Source organism: Bradyrhizobium liaoningense (assembly GCF_018130785.1).
GTDB classification, from domain to species: Bacteria; Pseudomonadota; Alphaproteobacteria; order Rhizobiales; family Xanthobacteraceae; genus Bradyrhizobium; species Bradyrhizobium liaoningense_A.
Genome location: NZ_JAFCJT010000023.1, coordinates 40,568 through 58,931 on the forward strand (window position 1 = coordinate 40,568; position 18,364 = coordinate 58,931).

Sequence of the window (18,364 nt, forward strand, 5' to 3'; positions counted from 1 at the left end):
ACAGCGCCCAAGGCCGCCCGTTTCCGATGGAGGCGCCGGAGTTGACGCATGGCTCACGTCAGAAAGACGACACATTCGCGGAAAACCGTCGCGCGAAAGACGGCGCACCGGAAGAAGACCAGCACGAAGCGCAGCACCTCGGCGCGCAAGAGCACCGAGCGCGCCACCCCAAAGCGCTGGTCGCAGCGGGTGACGAAGGAGAGCGACGCGCTCGACCTCAAGCAAGGCGTGTTCAAGCTGACCAGCGCGAAGAAGATCGCGGCCTCGCTGAAGCGCTCGGCCGAGCGCAGCTCGCGCCGCAAGACCGGCGCCTACCGCTCGGCGCTGTCGATGCTGACCTTCTACATCAATCGCGCCGGCAAGACGCTGCCGGAGGCACAGCGCACGCGGCTGGAGCGCGCGAAGGTGGAATTGAAGCGGGCGTTCGGGAAGGCGTAATGACCTTGCTCCGCTGTCGTCCCGGACAAGCGCAGCGCAGATCCGGAACCCATAGCCACAGGGAGAAGTTTGGCGATGGACTCGGAGTTGCCTGCTCGCTCCATAACCGCTGCCTGTGGTTATGGGGTCCCCGCATTCGCGGGGACGACAGTGGAGAGTAAGGCGACAGTGGAGCGCCTAACTCGCAGCGAGCCCAAGCAGCCTTACGCCGCCCGGATATTGCCCATGAAACGATCGAGCTCGGCGCGCAAACGCGTGCTTTCGCTGGAGAGGGATTTTGCCGAGTTCAACACCTCTTCCGAGGCCGAGCCGGTTTCGGCGGCGCCGCGGTTGACCTGGCCGATGTCGGTGGCTGCGGTCTGGGTACCCTGCGCAACGGTCTGGACGCTGCGCGCGATTTCCTGCGTCGCGGCGCCCTGCTGCTCGACGGCGCTCGCAATCGACGTCGAGATCGACGAGATCTGGCCGATGGTCGCGCCGATCTCCTTGATCGCTGCGACCGACTCGGCGGTCGCGCCCTGCATGCCGGTGATGTGCGAGGAAATCTCGTCGGTGGCCCTGGCGGTCTGACTCGCCAGCGACTTCACTTCGCTGGCGACCACTGCGAAGCCGCGGCCGGCCTCGCCCGCGCGCGCCGCCTCGATGGTGGCGTTGAGCGCAAGAAGATTGGTCTGCTCGGCGATCGCCGTGATCAACTTGACGACCTCGCCGATCTGCTGGGCAGCGTGCGAGAGCTTGCCGATGCGGCCGTCTGTCTCCTTCGCCTGCACTACGGCGGCTTCGGCAATACGGCTGGAGTCGCGCACCTGGCGGCCGATCTCCTCGACCGAGGCCGAGAGCTCTTCCGTCGCTGTTGCGACCGACTGCATGTTCGAAGAGGCCTGCTCGGACACGCCGGCGACCTGGCTCGACAGACTCTGCGTGGTCTCGGCGGTACGCGTGAGCGTCGATGCTGCCGATTCGAGTTGCACGGCGGAAGCCGAGACGTTGGAGACGATGGCGCCGACCGCGCTCTCGAAGTCGTCGGCAAAGCGGATCAGCTCGGAGCGGCGGCTTGCGGCCTGCTCCCTGTTCTGGACTTCGCTGGCGGCGGCATCGCGCTCGGCCTTGGCGACGGCCTGAACCTTGAATTCCTCGACTGCACCGGCCATCTCGCCGATCTCATCCTTGCGACCCAGGCCCGGCAACACCACGTCGAAATTGCCCGACGCAAGCTCGCGCATCGCCTTGCACATCGCGATCATCGGACGCGAGATGCCGTTGCCGAGCATCAGGGCGAGCACGGCGCCGATGGCGAGGCCGCCGAGCGCCAACATGATCATCAGCCGCTCGGTATCCACGATCGTGGAGTTGGCGCTTGCCTCGATGCGCTCCTGATCGGCACTCAGGTCCGACCGCAGCTCGCCCGAGAGCTTGAGGATGCCCGCCGCCGTCTTGGTCATCTCGCCGTTCGACTTGACGATGATCTTCACGTTCTCGGTCAGCTTCGAGAAAGAGGTGCGGTACTGCTTCAGCAGGTTGCCGATCTCGGTGACGCGGTCGGTGATCTTCTGGTCGTTGGCGTAGATCGAGACCAGAAGGGTCTCCAAAAACTTGATGCGGGCGATCACGCCGTCGGCGGTCTTCGGCTCCGGCTTGGCGACGAAGGCGCTCACCGAGGTGGAGACCGCCAGATATTGCGACGTCACGTCCTTGGCCGTGGTCTGGACCGAACTCAGGCCGGCCAGCGCCGCGGTATCAGCGAGGTCGTCGAACTTGAAGCGGATCTTGTTGCCGACGCTGTTGAGCTCGTCGGCGGCGATCTTGTTGTTCTCGCGTGTCAGCGTGATGATTTCGCCGAACACCTTCGTGAAGCGCTGGAACTCGGCCTCTAGCTTGCCGACCTGCTCGCGGCGGGCGGCACCGGTCGTGGCCGCCATCGACTTGGCGATTGCCGCCCTCAGATTCCCTTCCGCCGCCTTGGCCGCAATCTCGTCATCGGTCGCGCCGGTCAGAGTGTAGGCCCGCGCCAGCCCCTGGTAGGAGATCAGTTCGCGATCGACGGTCCGCGCGAGGTCCGCTTCCGACACGCTGGACCGGTAGGAGGCCACGGCAGCCCGGATCCGCTCGTAGCCGAAATAGGCGAAGGCCATGCTGACGGCGAGGATGGCGAGCACCGCCACGAAGCCGAGGATGATTTTTGCGCGAAAACGCAAGGTGAGCAGCTTCGACGTGTTCGGCTTCGACTTGACGGGCATTCCCCACCCCATTCCATTCGCGGAAAACCAGGCGCAGCCCGGAAGCAGCCCGCTTCCCGACTCGTGAGCACGGTAAGGGGCAAAGGATAAGCCGCGGTAAATTTATGGTGTCGCAACTTGCGGTTAGGTGACGCGGGAGCTGCGCACTCCTCTGTCGTCCTCGCGTTCGCGGGGACGACAGCCGAGAGTGGAGCGACAGCGAGGGCTTCCGGCGCGGCGCCTTACGCCGCCCGGATATTCCCCATGAAGCGGTCGAGCTCGGCGCGCAGGCGGTTGCTTTCGCTGGACAGGGTTTTGGCCGAATTCAGGACCTCCTCCGAGGCCGAGCCGGTTTCGGCGGCGCCGCGGTTGACCTGGCCGATGTCGGTGGCGGCGGTCTGGGTACCCTGCGCGACCGTCTGGACGCTGCGGGCAATCTCCTGCGTCGCGGCGCCCTGCTCTTCGACGGCGCTCGCGATCGAGGTCGAGATCGACGAGATCTTGCCGATGGTGGCGCCGATCTCCTTGATCGCGGCGACAGACTCGGCCGTCGCGCCCTGCATGCCGGTGATGTGCGAGGAAATCTCGTCGGTGGCCTTCGCGGTCTGGCTGGCCAGCGACTTCACTTCGCTGGCGACCACGGCAAAGCCGCGGCCGGCCTCGCCCGCGCGCGCCGCCTCGATGGTGGCGTTGAGCGCCAGAAGGTTGGTCTGCTCGGCGATCGCGGTGATCAGTTTGACGACCTCGCCGATCTGCTGGGCGGCGTGCGACAGCTTGCCAATCCGGCCGTCGGTCTCCTTGGCCTGCACCACGGCGGCTTCCGCAATGCGGCTGGAATCGCGGACCTGGCGGCCGATCTCCTCGACCGAGGCCGAAAGCTCTTCGGTCGCGGTTGCGACCGACTGCATGTTGCTCGAAGCCTGCTCGGACACGCCGGCAACCTGGCTCGACAAGGTCTGCGTGGTTTCGGCGGTTCGGGTCAGCGTGGAGGCCGCCGATTCGAGCTGCACGGCGGAAGCCGACACGTTCGACACGATGGCACCGACCGCGCTTTCAAAGTCATCGGCGAAGCGAATCAGCTCGGAACGGCGTGCGGTGGCCAATTCCTTGTTCTGGGCTTCGCTTGCGGCGGCGTCGCGCTCGGCCTTGGCCACGGCCTGAACCTTGAATTCCTCGACCGCGCCGGCCATCTCGCCGATCTCGTCCTTGCGGCCGAGGCCCGGCAACACGACGTCGAAATTGCCGGACGCGAGCTCGCGCATCGCCTTGCACATCGCGATCATCGGACGCGAGATGCCGGTGCCGAGCAGGAAGGCGAGGATCGCGCCGAGCAGCGTACCGCCGACGGCCAGCATCAGCACCAGTTGCTCGGTCCGTCCGATGGTCGCTTCCGACTCCGAATCCAGCCGGTGCTGTTCGGCAACGAGGTCCGCCTTCATCGCGGTGGCGCCTTGCAAGATCGCGCCGGCCGAACCGCTCATCTCGGTGACGAGCTCATCCACCATCTTGGCGTTGGCGATCAGCTTCTCCAGCGCTTCGCGATAAGCCACGAGGATGGTCTTGGCATCCTTCAGGCCGGCGACGATCTTGTCGTCCATGGAATAGACCGCGCCGAGCGAATTCTCGACGAATTTCAGCCGCGCCAGTGCGCTGGTCGCGATCGCTTGGTCGGAGGTCAGCACGAAATTGGTGGCTGCGGCGCTCGCGGTCTGGAACTGGGCGTTGACCTGCTTGGTGCCGAACTCGATCGACTGCGCCTCGGAATCGGAGGCGTTGTTGCCGATATCGTCAAGCTTGTATTTCAGGAGATTGGCTTGGCGCGTCAGCTGGTTCTGCACCAGCAGCGCGCTGTCGCGCTTGGCCTGGAGGACCTTGGCGAAGGTCGCGGAGAAGTTGGAAAATTCCTTGGCGAGCTTGTTGAGGCTCTCCTGCCGCGCCGGTTTCTTGGCACTCTTGACCGCGTGGTCGATGGCGCTCTTCAGGCCGGTCTCGGCGTCGAGCGCCGCCTTGGCGTCGTCTTCCTTGCCGGTAACGACGAAATAGCGGACGGCCGAACGGTAGGCGAGCAGCTCGCGGTCGATGTTGCGGGCGAGATCGGCCTCGGTGACGCTGCTGCGGTAGGACCCGACCTCGGACGAGACCCGCTCGAAGCCGAAATAGGAGAAAGCCATGCTGCCGGCGGAGATCACCAGCACCGCGGCGAAGCCGAGGATGATCTTGGCGCGGAACCTGAGGGTCGGAAATATTGTACGCTTCGACGCTGACGCGATACGCCCGGACATTCCAACCCCCATTTTCTATTCAGCCGTGATCCGGAGGCGCCCCGCCCCCGGACCCGGATGCGCAAAACTAGGGCACAATGGATAAAGGGCGGTAAATTCGGCAGGCTCGTGCAATCCGGGGCTTTATCGGCCAAAGGCCGACCGGATGGGATGACGGCTGGCATCCCACATGGGCGGACCATTTTGCGGCGGTCGACCCGCCTCGCCCGCCCAAGTCATTGCCCGCTCGTCAGGACCGATGACTTTTCCATGACCGGCGTGACCAAAATCCTAGTTGCAAAGTCCAGGGGCGGCGGTCTCTAATTAGAAACAATCAAAATCAATCCGGGGAGGTATGTTCCGTGTCTACAGTCAAACTGACGGTGAACGGCAAGGCAGTTGCCGTCGACGTCGAGGACCGCACGCTGCTGGTCCAGCTCCTGCGCGATCACCTCAACCTCACCGGGACCCATGTCGGCTGCGACACCAGCCAGTGCGGCGCTTGCGTCGTACACGTGGACGGCCGGGCGGTGAAATCCTGCACCATGCTGGCGGGCCAGGCCGACGGCGCCAGCGTCACCACCATCGAAGGCATCGCCAAGGGCGACGAGCTGCACCCGATGCAGGCCGCCTTCCGCGACAACCACGGCCTGCAGTGCGGCTATTGCACCCCGGGGATGATCATGTCGGCGATCGACATCGTGCACCGCCATGGCGGCCAGCTCGACGAGACCACCGTGCGCCACGAGCTCGAAGGCAATATCTGCCGCTGCACCGGCTACCACAACATCGTCAAGGCCGTGCTGGACGCAGCTGGACGCATGAAGGTCTCGCAGGCGGCCGAGTAAAGCGGCGCGCCTCGAATAAAGAACCACCGCTGCTGCTTTCGAGGGAAAGCGCAGTCAAAGAAATTTCCGGTCGGGAGGACCAGACATGGGTGTTGAAGGCATCGGCGCGCGCGTCGTGCGCAAGGAAGACAAGCGTTTCATCACCGGCAAGGGCCGGTACGTCGACGACATCAAATTGCAGGGCATGACCCATGCCCATTTCATCAGAAGCCCGCATGCGCATGCCAAGGTGAAGAAGATCGACTCTTCCGCTGCGCTGAAGATGCCGGGCGTGGTCGCAGTGCTCACCGGACAAGAGATCGTCGACGACAAGGTCGGCAACCTGATCTGCGGCTGGGCCATCACCTCCAAGGACGGCAGCCCGATGAAGATGGGCGCATGGCCCGCGATGGCGCCGGAGACGGTGCGCTTCGTCGGTCAGGCCGTCGCGGTCGTGATCGCCGACAGCAAGAATCTCGCGCGCGATGCGGCCGAAGCTGTCGTCGTCGATTACGAGGAACTTCCCGCGGTCGCCGATATCCATGCCGCGATCAAGGCAGGCGCGCCGCAGCTTCACCCCGAAGCGCCCGGCAACCAGGTCTATGACTGGGTGATCGGCGACGAGGGCGCGACGGATGCCGCCTTCGCCAAGGCCGCCAATGTGGTCAAACTCGACGTCACCAACAACCGGCTCGCGCCCAACGCGATGGAGCCGCGCGCGGCGATCGCCGACTATGACGCGGCGGAAGAGCACTTCACTCTATATACGACCTCGCAGAACCCGCACGTCGCCCGCCTCGTGCTCTCGGCGTTCTACAACATCGCCCCCGAGCACAAGCTACGCGTGATCGCCCCCGACGTCGGCGGCGGTTTCGGCTCGAAGATCTTCATCTATCCAGAGGAGATGGTAGCGCTGTGGGCCTCGAAGAAGGTCGGCCGCCCGGTAAAATGGACCGGCGACCGTACCGAGGCCTTCCTCACCGACGCGCATGGCCGCGACCATGTCACCCACGCCGAGATGGCGTTCGACGCCAACAACAAGATCACCGGGCTGAAGGTGAAGACCTACGCCAATTTCGGCGCCTACATGTCGCTGTTCTCGTCGTCGGTGCCGACCTATCTCTACGCGACGCTGCTGTCGGGCCAGTACAACATCCCGGCGATCCATGCCGAGGTGGTCGGCGTCTACACCAACACCACGCCGGTCGACGCCTATCGCGGCGCAGGCCGGCCCGAGGCGAGCTACCTGATCGAACGTCTCATGGAGACGGCCGCGCGGCAGCTCAAAGTCGATCCGGCCCAGCTGCGCCGGACCAACTTCATCACCCAGTTCCCGCACCAGACGCCCGTGATCATGGCCTATGACACCGGCGACTTTAACGCTTCACTCGATGCCGCGATGAAGGCGATCGACTATGCCGGCTTCGCAGCACGCAAGGCCAAGGCGAAGGCCGACGGCAAGCTGCGTGGCATCGGCGTGTCCTGCTACATCGAGGCCTGCGGCATCGCACCGTCGAAGGCCGTCGGCAGCCTGGGCGCCGGCGTAGGCCTGTGGGAATCTGCCGAGGTGCGCGTCAATCCGGTCGGCACGATCGAGATCCTGACAGGCTCGCACAGCCACGGTCAGGGTCACGAGACCACGTTCTGCCAGCTCGTTGCGGATCGCTTGGGGGTTCCCATCAGCCAGGTCTCGATCGTCCATGGCGACACCGACAAGGTGCAGTTCGGCATGGGCACCTACGGCTCGCGCTCGGCGGCCGTCGGCCTCACCGCGATCCTGAAGGCCATGGAGAAGATGGAATCCAAGGCCAAGAAGATCGCCGCGCATGCCCTTGAAGCATCGGAAGGCGACATCGTCATCGAGAACGGCGAGTTCAAGGTGGCCGGGACCGACAAGGCGATCGCCTTCCCGATGGTCGCGCTCGCGGCCTACACCGCGCACAATCTGCCTGACGGGATGGAGCCGGGCCTGAAGGAAAGCGCCTTCTACGACCCCTCCAACTTCACCTTCCCGGCCGGCGCCTACATTTGCGAGCTCGAGGTCGATCCCGGCACCGGCAAAACCTCCTTCGTCAACTTCGTCGCGGCCGACGATTTCGGCCGGCTGATCAACCCGATGATCGTCGAGGGACAGGTCCATGGCGGCCTGGCCCAAGGCATCGGGCAGGCGCTGCTCGAGCACGCGATCTACGATGCCAACGGCCAGCCGGTCACGGCCTCGTTCATGGATTACTCCATGCCGCGCGCCGACGACCTGCCCTCGTTCAACCTCTCCCACACCACGACGCTGTGCCCGGGCAATCCCTTGGGCATCAAGGGTTGCGGTGAGGCCGGCGCGATCGGCGCCTCTGCGGCCGTGATCAACGCGATCACGGACGCGATCGGCAAGAACAATCTGGAAATGCCCGCAACCCCGGACCGGGTGTGGCGCACGATCCACGCGGCCTGAGAGGAGCAACAAGATGTACCAGACCACTTATCATCGCCCCTCCTCGATCGACGAGGCCGTCAGCCTGTTCGGCAAGAGCAGCGAGGCGAAATTCCTCGCCGGCGGCCAGACCTTGCTGCCGGTCATGAAGCAGCGCCTCGCCGGCCCGTCCGACGTGATCGACCTCGGCAAGATCAAGGAGCTGCAGGGCGTCGAGCTCTCGGGCGATGTGCTGACCATCAAGGCCGGCACGACCTATTTCGACATCATGCAGAATGCCGATGTGAATAAGGCGATCCCCGCGATTGCCTATCTCACCTCGGTGCTCGGCGATCCCGCGGTGCGCTATCGCGGCACGATCGGCGGCTCGATCGCCAACAACGATCCCGCCGCGGATTATCCGGCCGCACTGCTGGCGCTCGGTGCCACCGTAAAGACCAACAAGCGGTCGATCTCGGCCGAGGATTTCTTCCAGGGCCTGTTCACGACGGCGCTCGAAGACGGCGAGATCATCACCGCGGTGTCGTTCCCGGTGCCGGCGAAGGCGGGCTACGAAAAAATGCGGCACCCGGCCTCGCGCTTCGCACTGACCGCCGTGTTCGTCGCGCAGACGAAGTCGGGCGAGATCCGTGTTGCCGCCACCGGCGCCTCGCAGAGCGGCGTGATGCGGGTGGGCGCGATCGAAGCCGCGCTGAAGGCGAACTGGTCGCCGTCGGCACTCGATAATGTCAGCATTCCGGCGAGCGGACTGTTGGCCGATATCCACGGCACGGCGGAATACCGCGCCAACCTCATCAAGGTGATGGCGCAGCGCGCGGTGGCCGCTGCAGGCTGATCGCGCAAGATAAAGCGCGACAGCGCGTCGCGCCTTAGCGACTCAACACAAATCTTCCGCGGCGCGCAGCAATGCGCGCCGCTTTTATTATGCGCCCATGCATGAAAAGCGCTTGCCTCGCTGGCGTGAAGGCAGGAAAAGTTAATCAGCCAATTAACTCGCCCCAGAGAGGAATGTCCGAGGCGCTTGCCGGCTCACCGGCATCCGCCCGCGACCCGAGGAAACAACAACGTGCTCGATAAACCAGCCCAGAACGCTTCCGTCCGCACTTCCGGCCCGCTCTCGGGCTTTCGCGTCGTCGAATTCGCCGGCATCGGCCCCGGCCCGTTCGCCTGCATGATGCTGGCCGACATGGGCGCCGATGTCGTCACGCTCGATCGCGTCGGCGCGAAGAAGAGCATGAAGTCGGTGGCTGGCCGCGGCCGCAAGGTGATCGAGCTCGACCTCAAGGACAAGGCCGCGATCGCGCAGGTGCTCGATCTGCTCGCGAGCGCCGATGCGCTGGTCGAAGGTTTTCGCCCGGGCGTGATGGAGCGGCTCGGTCTCGGCCCCGACGTGGTGCTCGCGCGCAATCCAAAACTCGTCTACGGCCGCATGACCGGCTGGGGCCAGGAAGGCCCGCTCGCCAACGCCGCCGGCCACGACATCAACTACATCTCCATCACCGGTGCGCTCGCCGCAATCGGCACCAAGGAAGCGCCGGTGCCGCCGCTCAATCTGGTCGGCGATTTCGGCGGCGGCGCGCTCTATATGGTCGTCGGTGTGCTCGCCGCACTCTTGGAAGCGCAGAAATCCGGCAAGGGCCAGGTCGTCGATACCGCAATGTGCGATGGCGCGGCATCATTGATGTCGTTCTTCTTCGACATGAAAACGATTGGCCGCTGGAGCGAGGGGCGCAACCAGAACTTCCTGGATGGCGGCGCACATTTCTACGGCGTCTATGAATGCGCCTGCGGTCACTTCGTCTCGATCGGCTCGATCGAGCCGCAGTTCTACGCGCTGCTGCGCGAGCACGCGGGCCTCACCGACGTCGACTTCGACGCGCAGATGGACCCCAAGGCCTGGCCCGCGCTGAAGCAGAAGCTGCAGGCCGTGTTCAAGAGCAAGACCCGCGAGGACTGGTGCAAGATCATGGAGGGCACCGACATCTGCTTTGCGCCAGTCCTGACCATGTCGGAAGCGACCGAGCATCCGCACATGGTCGCCCGCAATGTCTTCCTCGAGCGCCACGGCGTGAAACAACCTGCGCCGGCACCAAGGTTCTCGCGCACGCCGTCTGCGGTGCGGGAGCCGGAGGGCGCGGAGATCGGAGCGGTGATGGCTGCGTGGAAGAGGTAGATCTAGCCCCGGCAAAGATCGCGTAGGGTGGGCAAAGGCGCGAAGCGCCGTGCCCACCATCTCTCCACAATCCTGATAGAAGTGGTGGGCACGCTTGCGCTTTGCCCACCCTACGGCAGTGTGCCCGAACTCAGCGACCTACGCCGCCGTATCCACCTTCAACACCCCGCGCCGGATCTGATCTTCCTCGATCGACTCGAACAGGGCCTTGAAATTGCCCTCGCCAAAACCATCGTCACCCTTGCGCTGGATGAACTCGAAGAAGATCGGACCGATCGCGTTGGCCGAGAATATCTGCAGCAGCACCTTGGTCTGGCCGCCGTCGACCACGCCTTCACCGTCGATCAGGATACCGTTCTTCTGCAATCGCGCGACATCCTCGCCGTGCTTGGGCAGCCGCGCATCGACCTTCTCGAAATAGGTGTCGGGCGGTGACGGCATGAAAGGCAGACCGGCCTCACGCAGGCCTTCGATCGTGCCGTGGATCTCGCGGCAGCCGCAGGCGATGTGCTGGATGCCCTCGCCGTGATAGATCTTCAGATATTCCTCGATCTGGCCGGAATCGCCGGCGTCCTCGTTGATCGGAATCCGGATCTTGCCGTCGGGGCTGGTCAGCGCACGCGAGAACAGGCCGGAGGCGCGACCCTCGATGTCGAAGAAGCGGATCTGGCGGAAGTTGAAGAGTTTTTCGTAGAAGCCGGTCCAGACATCCATGCGGCCGCGATGGACGTTGTGGGTGAGGTGGTCGAGATAGAACAGGCCGGCACCAACCGGACGCGGGTCGCGCGCACCGAGCCATTCGAACTCGGCATCATAGGCCGAGCCCTTGGCCCCATAACGATCGACGAAATAGAGCAGGCTGCCGCCGATGCCCTTGATCGCGGGCACATCGAGCGTCTTCTGCGCCGATGAGACTTCCGCTGGCTCCGCGCCGAGCGAAATCGCACGGTCATAGGCCGCCTTCGCATCGACCACGCGGAACGCCATCGACGGCGCGCAGGGGCCATGCGCGGCGACGAAGTCGTAGCCGTGGGTGCCGGGCTGCTCGTTGACGAGATAGTTGATGTCGCCCTGGCGATAGACCGTGATCTTCTTGGCCTTGTGGCGCGCGACGGGTGCGTAGCCCATCAGCTTGAACAGCGCATGCAGCTCTTCCGGGTTGGGATGCGCATATTCGACGAACTCGAACCCGTCGGTGCCCATCGGATTGTCGGCGCTGACAGTGGCCGGCGGTGCATCGTGCGGAAACGGACCCATGGTGCTCTCCCAAATTGCTGCTGGAAGGAACTATCCTTCATCGGGCGTGCAATGAGCGTGCAAATGGGACGCGCTTTGGCTATCATATGCATGATCCGTGCATAAAATGGACAAAAGGCGCATGATTTCTGTTGACGCTTTCGACCTCAAGATCCTTGGCGCGCTTCAGGACGACGGCCGCCTCACCAATCAGGAGCTCGCCGACCTTGCGGGACTTTCGGCCTCGCAATGCTCACGGCGACGGATGCGGCTCGAGGAGGAGAAGGTGATCTCGGGCTATCACGCCGACCTCTCCAGCGAGGCGCTCGGATTCGGCGTCATCGCCTTCATCCAGGTGGGGCTTGCGACCCACTCGCCGGACAATTCAAAACGCTTTCGCACGCTGGTGAACCGCATCGACGAAATTCAGGAAGCCTATTCGCTGACGGGCGATGCCGACTATGTGCTGAAGGCCGTGCTGCGCGACCTCAAGGGCCTCTCCGACCTCGTCAACGACGTGCTGATGCCGCACCAGAGCGTGGCGCATGTGCGCTCCTCGATCGTGCTCGACAGGCTGAAGGAAAGCTCAAAGCTGCCGCTAAAGGATTTGAAGGCTGGCTGAAATCGAGGGAACTACGCCATTCGCGCATCACGCGCCGTCTGCGATGATCGGCTCAATCTGCGGAGATACAACCATGGCCCTCCAGCTTCGACCGAACTGCGAGTATTGCGACCGCGACCTGCCGCCTGATGCGACGGATGCACGAATCTGCTCCTATGAATGCACGTTCTGCGCGGACTGCGTGGAGACGAAACTCTCCAACGTCTGCCCGAACTGCGGCGGCGGTTTCGCGCCGCGCCCTGTCCGGCCGACGCAGGAATGGCGGCCCGGCGTGTGCACGACCAAGCAGGCACCGTCAGACAAGCGGGTGCATCTGAAGTACAGCGTGGAGGATGTCGCGGCGCATTGCGCGCGGATCAAGGACGTGGCGCCGGAGAAGCGGTAGTTTCGAGGCAGTTCGTAGGGTGGGCAAAGCGAAGCGTGCCCACCATGTATTGCGATCGAAGAGGGGAACGGTGGGCATGGCGCTAATGCGCCTTTGCCCACCCTACGAGACCGAGTGTACGGCAGTCACTCCACCGCCAAAATCGTCCCCTCGACCTCACCAAACCCGACGCGATAACCGTTGCCCTGGCACCAGCCGCGCATGACGAGGCTGTCGCCGTCCTCAAGGAACGAGCGCTTGACGCCGCCGGGCAATTCCACCGGCTCGGTGCCGTTCCAGCTGATCTCCAGCAGGCTGCCGCGCTGATTCTTCTCAGGACCGGAAATGGTGCCGGACCCCAGGAGATCACCGACATTCATGGCGCAACCGCTGGAGGCGTGGTGCATCAATTGCTGGACCGACGACCAGTACATGTATTTGAAATTGGTGCGGCTGATCCCGGCGGGTGCGTTGGCGCCGGCGGTGCGCAAGGAGACGTCGAGCTCCAGATCGTAGTTCTGCGGCTTCGCCTGCTTGAGATAGTCGAGCGGCGCGGGCTCTTGCTCCGGCCCCTTCAGGCGGAACGGCTCCAGCGCCTCGCGCGTCACCACCCACGGGCTGATCGAGGTCGCAAACGCCTTGGCGAGGAACGGGCCGAGCGGCACATACTCCCATTGCTGGATGTCGCGCGCGCTCCAGTCATTGAGCAGAACGAAGCCGAAGATCATCTCCTCGGCCTGTTGCTCGGTCAGCATGCCGCCCATCGGCGAGGACTGGCCAACGACGACACCCATCTCCAGTTCGAAATCCAGCCGCTCGCACGGCCCGAAGCTCGGCAGTTCGACATTCGGCGGCTTCAACTGCCCGCGCGGCCGCTTCACGCTGGTGCCGGAAACCACGACGGTGGAGGCGCGGCCGTTATAGGCGATCGGCATGTGCAGCCAGTTCGGCTGCAGCGCATTGTCCTTGCCACGAAACATCACGCCGACATTGGTGGCGTGCTCCTTCGAGGAATAGAAGTCGGTGTAGCCGGAGACCGCAAACGGCAGATGCAGCTTTGCATCGCGCATCGGCACCAGGACCTGCTTGCGCAGCTCCTCGTTGTCGCGCAGCTCCGGATGATCGTGACGCAGCAGCTCGCTGATCCGCGCGCGGGTCTTGCTCCAGACTTTGGGCCCCAGCGCCATGAACGGATTGAGCGACGCCCCGGAGAACACGCCGAGAGGACCGACGTCGAGGCGGCAGTCCTGCTCAAGCTCCCAGAGATCAAGCACGTAATTGCCAATGGCAACACCGACCCGCGGCGTCGGATTCGCCGCGGTCGAGAACACGCCATAGGGCAGGTTCTGGATCGGGAAGTCGGAGGCGGGATCGATTTCGATGAAGGAGCGGAGGCCGGGATCGTTGGGGTGCTTTGTCACTTTTCGCTCGGTCCTTTTTCCTTCTCCCCTTGTGGGAGAAGGTGGCGCGAAGCGCCGGATGAGGGGTTCTATCCGCGAGTCCAAATGAGAGAGGTTCACTCGCGGAGACAGACCCCTCACCCGTCTCGCCGCTACGCGGCGAGCCACCCTCTCCCACAAGGGGAGAGGGGAAGACCGTCACGGCCTGCTTGGATCGAACCGCTTCTCCAAACCCGTCCAGCAATCCGCGTAATTGTCCTGCAGCGTAGACGACTTCGCGGCATGGGCGGTGACGCGCTGCGGGTAGCGGGTCTCGAACATGAAGGCCATGGTGCCGGTCAGCTTGACCGGCTTCAGCTCGCCGTTGCTGGCATGCTCGAAGGCGTCGCGGTCGGGGCCGTGCGGCAGCATGCAATTGTGGAGCGAGATGCCGCCAGGAACAAAGCCCTGCGGCTTGGCGTCGTAGACGCCGTAGATCAGTCCCATGAACTCGCTCATGATGTTCATGTGGTACCAGGGCGGACGGAAGGTGTTGTCCGCGACCATCCAGCGCTCGGGGAAGATGACGAAGTCGATATTCGCGGTGCCCGCCGTCTCCGACGGCGAGGTCAGCACCGTGAAGATCGAGGGATCGGGATGATCGAAGCCGATCGCACCTACGGGAGAGAAGGTGCGCAGATCGTATTTGTAGGGCGCATAATTGCCGTGCCAGGCGACGACGTCGATCGGCGAATGCGGCAACGTGGTCTTGAACAGCGAGCCGCCCCATTTCACATAAAGCTCGGTCGGCGTGTCCTTGTCCTCGTAGTTCGCGACCGGCGTCAGGAAGTCGCGCGCGTTGGCGAGGCAGTTGGCGCCGATCGGCCCGCGCTCCGGCAGCGTAAAGGCGCCACCGTAATTCTCGCAGAGATAGCCGCGCGCCGGACCGTTCAGAATCTCGACGCGGAATTTGACGCCGCGCGGGATCACAACGATCTCGCCGGGCTCGGCGTCGATGCGGCCGAACTCGGTGACGAGACGCAGATTGCCCTGCTGAAGCACGAACATCAGCTCGCCGTCGGCATTGTAGAAGTGCTGGTCCACCATCGACTTGGTGATGAGGTAGACATGCGCGGCCATGCCGGCCTGCGTGTTGACGTCGCCGGCGGTCGTCATGGTCTGCACGCCCTGGAGGAAGGTCATGTCCTCCTTCGGAATCGGCGCCGGGTCCCAGCGCAGCTGCGCGATCGGCAGATCGTATTCATGGCAGGGCGCCGAGCGCCACAGGCCGGCATCGGCCTTCTCGAAGCGGCCGGAATGTTTCACCGACGGGCGAATGCGATACAGCCAGGAGCGCTCATTGGTGCCGCGCGGCGCGGTGAAGGGTGAACCGGAGAGCTGCTCGGCATAGAGGCCGTAGGCGCAGCGCTGCGGCGAGTTGCGCCCGATCGGCAGCGCGCCCGGCAGCGCCTCGGTCTCGAAACTGTTGCCGAAGCCGGACATATAGCCCGGCGTGACCTGGGCCGAGCTGCGGACGATCTGATCAGGCGAGGTATTGATGTTCATGACTATCCTCCTCCTTGCAGGGCAGCCCACATTTCCTGGTCGCGCTTGTCGGTCCAGATGACGGGATCGTCGATTCCCGACGCCTCGTCATAGGCGCGCGACACGTTGAACGGCAGGCAGTGCTCGTAGATGGCAAAACTGTGGAATTTCGGATCCATCACTTCGCGCGTCGCCGCCATCGATTCCTTCAAGGTGCGCCCCCTGGCCACCGAGATTTCGGCCGCGCCATAGAGCGAGGTGACGAAGTCGCGCGTCATCGCGATGGCTTCGCGTACGGTGGCTGTGCCCTTCAGCGCGTCGCCGCGGCCCGGCGCAATCGCCTTGGGATTGAAGTTGCGGATCTCGTTCAGCGTCAGCGGCCATTCGCGCAAATGCGCATCGCCGCAATAGCAGGCCGAGTGATATTCGATGAGGTCGCCGGAGAACATCACTTCGGCGTCCGGCACCCAGGCGACGATGTCGCCGGAGGTGTGGCCGGCCCCGAGCTGCATCAGCCGCACCTCGCGCTTGCCGAGATAGATCGACATCTCGCCTTCGAAGGTCAGGGTGGGCCAAGTGAGTCCCGGAATGCTCGCGGCATCCTGGAACAGGCGCGGGAAGCGGCCGTATTCGGAATCCCAATCCTGCTGGCCGCGCTCCTCGATCAGACGATAGGTCTCCTGCGAGGCCACGATGCCCTGTGCCTTGTAGGCGGAGGCACCCAGCACGCGCACGGCGTGATAGTGCGACAGCATGACATATTTGATCGGCTTGTCGGTGACGGTGCGGACGCGCTCGATGACCTTGTTGGCCATCGCCGGCGTGGACTGCGCGTCGAACACCAGACAGCCGTCGTCACCGACGATGATCGCGGTGTTCGGATCACCCTCCGCGGTGAAGGCATAGAGATCGGTTCCGATCTCGGAGAAGGTGATCTTCTTCTCAGAGAGATCGCCGGTGGATGCGAAGTTCTTCGCCATCAATTCATCCTCAGGTCTTTGGGTTATTGTTGTTGCTGTTGTTGCTGCTGGCCGTCGATCATGCGTCGCTTCGCGAGCGCGAGCGCTTCCCGCAATACGTCGATGTCGCCGATATGGTTGGCGAGGATCAGGACCAGCGCCGCGTCGAAATCGGCGCTCTGCTCCTCGGTGAAGCCGCGGTGCGCCTCGACGATGGCGCGAAACGCATCGTCGGGCCGCGCGAAGTTGGAGCTGGTTGAAAGCGGCATGCGAATCCTCAATTCAAACCTTCGGCCCGCGACAGCGCGGCGGCAATGGCCTCGCGCGTCGGGTGGCGGAAGCGCGCCGCGACGTAGCCGTCGGGCCTGAGCAGATAGGCCGCACCGGGCTCGGCGTCATAGCGATTTGCGACGAGGCCCGAGGGATCGGCAAGCCCACCCTCGCCACCGATGCGGATATCCTTCACACCATCGGGCGCGTCGATCGCTGCGCCATTGCTGAACGACAGCAAGGTGAAGTCTGTTCCACCGCGGCGGAATGCATCCGTCAAATAGGCCTGCTCGCCAACGGGGGCGTCGAGCATTGAACAGCCGGGTGACGGTCCCGCACGCCACGCATCCGCATCGGGCGATGACAGCGGCGAGTCATAGCTGCACGGCACCGAAAGCCGGCCGCCATTGACCATGCGCTTGCCGAACTCGGTCTCCTTGGCGAGCGACAGCACCGCCTTGCGCAGCCGCGCCTCCTGATGCGAGTTCGGCGCCATGAAATCGGTCGAGCGGGTGGATTCGCGGATGTTCTCGTCGGCCGCGAGACTCCGCTCGACATGATAGCTCTCCAGCAGGCTCGCGGGCGAGGTCCCGCGTAGCACGCGGTCGAGCTTCCAGGAGAGATTCTCCGCGTCCTCGAGACCCGAGTTCGCACCCCGCGCCCCGAAGGGCGAGACCTGATGCGCGGAATCGCCCGCAAAAATCACCCGGCCGTGGAGGAAGCGATCCATCCGCCGGCACTGGAATTTGTAGAGCGAGATCCACTCGAACTCGAACTTGTCGTGACCGAGCATGCGCGCGATCCGCGGCCGCACGTTCTCCGGCTTCTTCTCGACGATGGGATCGGCATAGCGATTGAGCTGGAGGTCGATGCGCCAGACATCGTCAGGCTGCCGGTGCAACAGCGCAGAGCGCCCGGCATGAAACGGCGGATCGAACCAGAACCAGCGCTCGGTCGGGAACTCCGCGGTCATCTTGACGTCGGCGATCAGGAACTGGTCCTCGAACACCTGTCCGGCAAATTCTGCCCCGACCATCTGACGCAGCGAGGAGCGCGCACCATCGCAGGCGACGACATATTGCGCGTGCAGGCGATAGGCGCCTTCCGGCGTCTCGATCGTCAGCGCAACGGAATCGTTGCGGCTCTCCAGCGCCGTCACCTTGTTGCGCCAGCGGAGGTCGATCGCAGGCAGATCGCCGATGCGATCGACCAGATAGGCCTCGGCATAATATTGCTGGAGGTTGATGAAGGCCGGCCGCTTGTGGCCATCCTCGGGCAGCAGGTTGAACTGGTAAAGCTGCGACTCGCCGTGGAAGATGCGGCCGACGCTCCAGACCACGCCCTTGTCGACCATGCGGTCGCCGACGCCGAGCCGGTCCCAATATTCCAGCGAACGTTTCGAGAAGCAGATCGCACGCGAGCCTTCGCCGATCCGGTCGGCATCATCCAGAAGGACGACGCGCTGGCCGCGCTGGGCAAGGTCGATCGCGAGCGAAAGCCCCACCGGCCCCGCGCCGACGACCACCACGGGATGCTCGGCCGCGCCTGGGCCGGGACGATCCTGGTCGGGGTGGCGGCGATAGCCGAACTGGGTTTTGGCCTGCTGCGTATTGGCCTGCGCCATGCGCTAACCTCGGCTCTGGTCA

Annotated in this window: 15 protein-coding genes; 7 read left to right on the top strand and 8 right to left on the bottom strand. The window is 64.2% G+C overall.

From position 1 onward, the window contains the following. Positions 1-48 precede the first annotated feature (48 nt). Positions 49-438, top strand: a complete 390-nt coding sequence (locus JQ627_RS31445; protein ID WP_212488238.1) for a DUF3175 domain-containing protein — start codon at positions 49-51, stop codon at positions 436-438. 203 nt (positions 439-641) lie between these two features. Here the strand turns inward: JQ627_RS31445 and JQ627_RS31450 are convergent, their stop codons facing one another. Together JQ627_RS31450 and JQ627_RS31455 are read right to left on the bottom strand one after the other, a co-directional pair. Next, positions 642-2,675: a methyl-accepting chemotaxis protein gene (locus JQ627_RS31450; protein ID WP_212488239.1), complete on the bottom strand. Its 2,034-nt coding sequence runs from the start codon at positions 2,673-2,675 to the stop codon at positions 642-644. Between the two features lie 221 nt (positions 2,676-2,896). Next, positions 2,897-4,936 carry a methyl-accepting chemotaxis protein gene (locus JQ627_RS31455; protein ID WP_212488240.1) on the bottom strand — a complete coding sequence of 680 codons (2,040 nt, stop codon included), beginning with the start codon at positions 4,934-4,936 and terminating at the stop codon, positions 2,897-2,899. Between the two features lie 341 nt (positions 4,937-5,277). On the opposite strand from JQ627_RS31455, the gene JQ627_RS31460 reads away from it, so the two are divergent. The 4 genes from JQ627_RS31460 to JQ627_RS31475 all read left to right on the top strand — a co-directional run bounded on the left by JQ627_RS31460 (position 5,278) and on the right by JQ627_RS31475 (position 10,343). Next, positions 5,278-5,763: a (2Fe-2S)-binding protein gene (locus tag JQ627_RS31460; protein WP_212488241.1), complete on the top strand. Its 486-nt coding sequence runs from the start codon at positions 5,278-5,280 to the stop codon at positions 5,761-5,763. An 85-nt stretch (positions 5,764-5,848) separates the two neighbouring features. After that, positions 5,849-8,191 (top strand): xanthine dehydrogenase family protein molybdopterin-binding subunit, encoded by a 2,343-nt coding sequence (locus tag JQ627_RS31465; protein WP_212488242.1) that lies wholly within the window; start codon positions 5,849-5,851, stop codon positions 8,189-8,191. 13 nt (positions 8,192-8,204) lie between these two features. Beyond that, entirely contained in the window at positions 8,205-9,005 is an 801-nt protein-coding gene (locus JQ627_RS31470; protein WP_212488243.1) for a xanthine dehydrogenase family protein subunit M, read from the top strand. Positions 9,006-9,236: 231 nt separating this feature from the next. Continuing rightward, entirely contained in the window at positions 9,237-10,343 is a 1,107-nt protein-coding gene (locus tag JQ627_RS31475) for a CaiB/BaiF CoA-transferase family protein (RefSeq protein ID WP_212488244.1), read from the top strand. Between the two features lie 138 nt (positions 10,344-10,481). Here the strand turns inward: JQ627_RS31475 and hppD are convergent, their stop codons facing one another. After that, positions 10,482-11,600, bottom strand: coding sequence for a 4-hydroxyphenylpyruvate dioxygenase (gene hppD / locus JQ627_RS31480; protein WP_212488245.1), 1,119 nt, complete (start codon positions 11,598-11,600; stop codon positions 10,482-10,484). A 121-nt stretch (positions 11,601-11,721) separates the two neighbouring features. On the opposite strand from hppD, the gene JQ627_RS31485 reads away from it, so the two are divergent. Together JQ627_RS31485 and JQ627_RS31490 are read left to right on the top strand one after the other, a co-directional pair. Further along, positions 11,722-12,201, top strand: a complete 480-nt coding sequence (locus JQ627_RS31485; RefSeq protein ID WP_212488246.1) for an Lrp/AsnC family transcriptional regulator — start codon at positions 11,722-11,724, stop codon at positions 12,199-12,201. A gap of 73 nt (positions 12,202-12,274) precedes the next feature. Next, a complete protein-coding gene (locus JQ627_RS31490) occupies positions 12,275-12,586 on the top strand; it encodes a DUF1272 domain-containing protein (protein ID WP_212488247.1) in 312 nt (103 codons plus the stop codon). A gap of 125 nt (positions 12,587-12,711) precedes the next feature. Here JQ627_RS31490 and fahA read toward each other — a convergent pair whose 3' ends face one another. The 5 genes from fahA to JQ627_RS31515 all read right to left on the bottom strand — a co-directional run bounded on the left by fahA (position 12,712) and on the right by JQ627_RS31515 (position 18,342). After that, on the bottom strand, positions 12,712-13,986 hold the full coding sequence (gene fahA / locus JQ627_RS31495) for a fumarylacetoacetase (protein WP_212488248.1): 1,275 nt from the start codon (positions 13,984-13,986) through the stop codon (positions 12,712-12,714). 177 nt (positions 13,987-14,163) lie between these two features. Next, entirely contained in the window at positions 14,164-15,510 is a 1,347-nt protein-coding gene (gene hmgA / locus JQ627_RS31500; RefSeq protein ID WP_212488249.1) for a homogentisate 1,2-dioxygenase, read from the bottom strand. Between the two features lie 2 nt (positions 15,511-15,512). After that, positions 15,513-16,469, bottom strand: a complete 957-nt coding sequence (locus JQ627_RS31505) for an MBL fold metallo-hydrolase (protein ID WP_212488250.1) — start codon at positions 16,467-16,469, stop codon at positions 15,513-15,515. Positions 16,470-16,492: 23 nt separating this feature from the next. Further along, positions 16,493-16,717, bottom strand: a complete 225-nt coding sequence (locus JQ627_RS31510) for a DUF2783 domain-containing protein (protein WP_212488251.1) — start codon at positions 16,715-16,717, stop codon at positions 16,493-16,495. 8 nt (positions 16,718-16,725) lie between these two features. Next, entirely contained in the window at positions 16,726-18,342 is a 1,617-nt protein-coding gene (locus tag JQ627_RS31515) for an FAD-dependent oxidoreductase (protein WP_212488252.1), read from the bottom strand. Between the last annotated feature and the right edge of the window lie 22 nt (positions 18,343-18,364).